This window comes from Hyphomicrobium sp. (genome assembly GCF_020852195.1).
Lineage (GTDB): Bacteria > Pseudomonadota > Alphaproteobacteria > Rhizobiales > Hyphomicrobiaceae > Hyphomicrobium_C.
Genome location: NZ_JADZBI010000159.1, coordinates 1 through 3145, shown reverse-complemented (window position 1 = coordinate 3145; position 3145 = coordinate 1). Strand labels below are relative to the sequence as shown.

The following is a 3145-nucleotide window of genomic DNA, read 5'->3' as shown; positions in this document are numbered from 1 at the left end:
CGCTGCCCCTTGCCGATCGGCGCGACGATGTCGATGACGCGCGCCGAGAGGTCCTTCTTGGTCGGATCCTCGTGCTCCATCTTCAGCCGCTCGTCCGGATAGAGCGGCGTCAGGTTGTCGAAGTTGATCTTGTGGCGCGCCTTCTCCGGGTCCTCGAAATTGATGGTGTTGACCTTGAGCAGCGCGAAATAGCGCTCGCCTTCCTTGGGCGAGCGGATATGGCCTTCCACGGTGTCGCCGGTGCGCAGCCCGAAACGGCGGATCTGCGAGGGCGAGACGTAGATGTCGTCGGGGCCGGGCAGGTAATTTGCCTCCGGCGAGCGGAGAAACCCGAAGCCGTCGGAGAGCACCTCGACCACGCCTTCGCCGACGATGTCGACCTCGCGGTTGGCGAGCTGCTTCAGGATCGCGAACATCAGCTCCTGCTTGCGCATGGTGCTGGCGTTCTCGATCTCCTGTTCTTCGGCGAAGGAGAGAAGCTCTACGGGGGTTTTGGTCTTGAGGTCTTGAAGCTTTACTTCCCGCATGGGGGCAGTCCTTGAGATGAGGTCCACCGGCGCCGCGAATTTGGAATTTGGATTGGGCGACGGCGGATCGAAGAGGATTCGCAGGTCTTGGCCGGGAAGGTCGTGCCGAAAGTCTTTGGCTGACGGGCATGTCGCCCCGGCCGATGCTTTGCGCCTTTACGGATACACCGGTGGCGCTGACTGGCATCCGCCTGCGTTCGGGGGGATGGACGCAAGATACGGAGGAGCTTTCGATTCCGCAAGTGGCCGTTCTGTAACAGCGCCAGCGGCCCTGTTGACATCAGAACGGCTTCACGATCACCAGGAGCACGATCCCGATCATCAGGACTGTCGGTATCTCGTTGATAATGCGATAAAATCTCTGGCTGTGCCGGTTCCGGTCGACAGCGAAGGCGCGGACCCAGCGCGACAGAAATCCGTGCATTCCCGACATCGCGACAACCAGCAAGAGCTTCGCGTGCATCCAGCCGCTGGCAAGGAAACCGCCCTCCCACATCAGCCACAGGCCAGCCACCCAGGTCACGGTCATGGCCGGGTTGATGATCGCGCGCAGAAGCCGCCGCTCCATCACCTTGAACGTCTCGGACTGCTGCGACCCGGGTTCTGCCTCACAGTGATAGACGAACAGACGCGGCAAATAGAGCATGCCGGCCATCCAGGCGATGACCGCGATCACGTGCACCGCCTTCACCCACAAGAACAGGCCGGACGGATTCCACCACAGCAGCAGCCCCGCCAAGCCGACCACCAGGACCAGTCCCGCCAGCGCGCGCACAACCACATTTGCGGTCGAGGACTGCGCCGCCATTACCGGCCCCTGACTCGCCGCAACATCCGCTCCACATTCTCGATCGGCGCCTCCGGCGTGATGCCAGGGCCGAGATTGAAGATGAAAGGCCCATCCGAGAACGCGCGCATCACGGCGTCCACCGACTCGTCCAGCGCGCGGCCGCCGGCGATGAGCGCGAGCGGATCGAGATTGCCCTGCACCGGCTTGACTCTCTGGACGCGCTCGCGTGCAAAAGTCTTGTCGATCATCCAGTCGAGACTAACGGCATCGACCGGCACCTCGGCGACGTAACGCTCGAGAGACGAACCCGCGCCACGCGGGAAACCGATAATCTTCGCATCCGGAACGGCATCACGCACCGCAAGCACAAGCCGGCGCGTCGGGGCGATGCACCAGCGGGAGAATTCCTCCGGCGGCAGCACGCCGGCCCAGGTATCGAAAATCTGCACCGCATCGACACCGGCTTTGATCTGCCGGATCAGATACTCCGCGGAGGCTTTCACCAGCACCTGGATCAGATCGTCGAATACGTCGGGATGGCGATAGGCGAACACCCGCGCCGGCGCCTGATCCGGCGTGCCCTGGCCCGCGATCATATAGGTCGCGACCGTCCAGGGCGCCCCGCAAAAGCCCAGAAACGTCACATCGTCAGGTAGCACGGCCTTCACCCGCCCGATCGTCTCGTAGACCGGAGCGAGCACCCCGTGATCGACCTCCTTGCGGATCGAGCGCGCCGTCTCGGGCGCGCCGATCGGCTCAAGCTTCGGTCCTTCGCCCGTCACGAAATCGACATTGCGCCCAAGCGCATAGGGCACCACCAGGATGTCCGAGAACAGAATTGCGCCGTCGAAATTGAACCTGCGGAGCGGTTGCAGCGTCACTTCGGCGGCGAGTTCCGGATTGAAGCAAAGGCCAAGGAACGAACCGGCCTTCTCCCGCGTTGCGCGGTATTCCGGGAGATATCGGCCCGCCTGACGCATCATCCAGACCGGAGGACTCTTCTGCCGATGACCGTTCAGCACATTCAGGAGAGGCTTTTTCACAACGACACTCACCGCGGGCACCCCTTCCCTAAAAGAACTCTAGAATCTTCGTTTCGGATTTTTTTACGCGGTTGATTAGACTCACGACTCGCTGAAGCAGGATTATGAATCCGTTCTCCACACATCCCCGCTTTTCCTGTCGGCTTGCTCACATTTGTCAACAGGGCGCAAATCATTGAATCGAATGGGCGGCCGGATCGATTTGCCTCCTTGCCGCTCCAGCTTTTCCCGTTTCAACATCAGCATCGGCAATTTCCCGGATTCTGTCCAACCGGGCACCGATGTTGACGGATGAAGGACCTGACGGGCGCGTGGTCTTGCACTTTGCCCTTCGGCATGGCCTTCTCCCCAGCGCCGCACAATCAATCCCGTGTCTATCACCGTCTGGCGCACGCTTTGCCCCATCGCAGCCCGAGCTACTTTCATCTGCATCTGGTCTCCGATTCCACGGGCGAGACCCTGACCACGGTGGCGCATGCGGCGGCTGCGCAATACGCGCATATCTCGCCGATCGAGCATGTCTATCCGCTGATCCGCACCCAGAAGCAGCTCGACCGGGTGCTTGCCGAGATCGAGGAAGCGCCCGGAATCGTGCTGTATACGCTCTTGGACGAAGAACTGATCGGCCGGCTGGAGAAGAAATGCGACGAGCTCAGCCTGCCTTGCCGCTCGATCCTCGGGCCGGTCCTGCGGGTGTTCCAGTCCTATCTCGGGGCGACCACGACCCCGCGCGTCGGCGCCCAGCACACCCTGAATGCCGAATATTTCAAGCGCATCGACGCGCT

General features: G+C 61.8%; 4 protein-coding genes. 1 reads left to right on the top strand and 3 read right to left on the bottom strand.

Going from position 1 to position 3145, the window contains the following annotated elements:
- From IT540_RS13665 to hemE, 3 genes are all read right to left on the bottom strand, one after another.
- Positions 1-527 (bottom strand): Rho termination factor N-terminal domain-containing protein (locus IT540_RS13665; RefSeq protein WP_291178841.1); only part of this gene is annotated, 527 nt, incomplete at its 3' end.
- A gap of 280 nt (positions 528-807) precedes the next feature.
- A complete protein-coding gene (hemJ, locus tag IT540_RS13660; RefSeq protein WP_291178838.1) occupies positions 808-1335 on the bottom strand; it encodes a protoporphyrinogen oxidase HemJ in 528 nt (175 codons plus the stop codon).
- Positions 1335-2300 carry a uroporphyrinogen decarboxylase gene (gene hemE, locus IT540_RS13655; RefSeq protein ID WP_291178848.1) on the bottom strand — a complete coding sequence of 322 codons (966 nt, stop codon included), beginning with the start codon at positions 2298-2300 and terminating at the stop codon, positions 1335-1337. Before hemE ends, hemJ begins: the two co-directional genes overlap by 1 nt.
- Positions 2301-2756: 456 nt before the next feature.
- On the opposite strand from hemE, the gene IT540_RS13650 reads away from it, so the two are divergent.
- On the top strand, positions 2757-3145 hold a 389-nt coding region (locus IT540_RS13650), incomplete at its 3' end, for a kinase/pyrophosphorylase (protein ID WP_291178845.1).